The organism is Helicobacter sp. T3_23-1059 (assembly GCF_053654515.1).
The window spans coordinates 1-899 of record NZ_JBSIUV010000165.1; the positions used below are offsets into that span (position 1 = coordinate 1).

At 31.1% G+C, this 899-nt stretch carries 1 protein-coding gene and 2 pseudogenes; all 3 read right to left on the reverse strand.

Going from position 1 to position 899, the window contains the following annotated elements:
• Nucleotides 1-423: pseudogene (locus ACWIX0_RS13825) on the reverse strand (hypothetical protein); the annotation flags it as partial.
• On the reverse strand, nucleotides 353-526 hold the full coding sequence (locus ACWIX0_RS13830; RefSeq protein ID WP_454174561.1) for a hypothetical protein: 174 nt from the start codon (nucleotides 524-526) through the stop codon (nucleotides 353-355). The gene ACWIX0_RS13830 and the pseudogene ACWIX0_RS13825, both read right to left, overlap by 71 nt.
• Nucleotides 527-800: 274 nt before the next feature.
• Nucleotides 801-899 (reverse strand): annotated as a pseudogene (locus ACWIX0_RS13835) (IS1595 family transposase); the annotation flags it as partial.

The following is an 899-nucleotide window of genomic DNA, read 5'->3' on the forward strand; positions in this document are numbered from 1 at the left end:
AATTTGAGTATAAACACAATTATTTCGTTTTAACATACCAAATACGGGCGTCTTTTTGCCAGCTGCTCCTCGTCCTCTTTTGCCTCTTACTCTTTTAGCACTGAAATAGCTTTCATCAACTTCAATTTCGCCTTGCATTTTAGAAGTTTTCTCACATTCTTTTGCGATTAAGATTCTAATATTTTTGCAAAATTTATCACACTTTTTATTGATATTTTTTTGCAAATCTTTACAAATTTTTGCATTTTTTACCGCTTCAATATCAAGACTTCTTGCAAAAGCTACGAGCGTAAGCGAAGTAGGAAATATATTTAAGAATCTTTTTTTAAAATCTATCTTGTTTTTGATTCTCTTAGCCTCTGAAATTCTTGCAAAGGTTTTTATTATGTGGTGGATATACTTGTTTTTCATCGTGTAAATCATAACTTAAGATTCCTTTATGTGGGGTTAAGTTGGATTGAGCCTTTCCAAAATCTAACATTCTTTGTGAATGTTTTTGCAAATACATTGCTGCTGGTGCTGACATAGTTTAATACTCCTTTTTTACTATGCCTCTCACTGCATTATTTACTTAAACCTTGCTTCTAACTTAAATAATAGATTGCCACGCGGATTTTTCAAATCCGCGTGGCAATCTATTATCTTTGTCATATTGAGCGTTAGCGAAATATCTCTATTTGCATTTTTAGATTTTTGAGATACTTCGGCTTTTTCAAAGCCTCAGTATGACAAATGTTTTTGGCTCAAGACAACTTAAGCGGTTGATTTCTTATCATTTTTAGTAAGATTTTATACAAATCTTACTGTCTAATTTGAGTATTATATCTAAACTCTGTTTCTTTTAAGTGAATCAGAAAATTCTCTTTTTTGATTTCCCTAAATTTAGCAAATCTACGCTT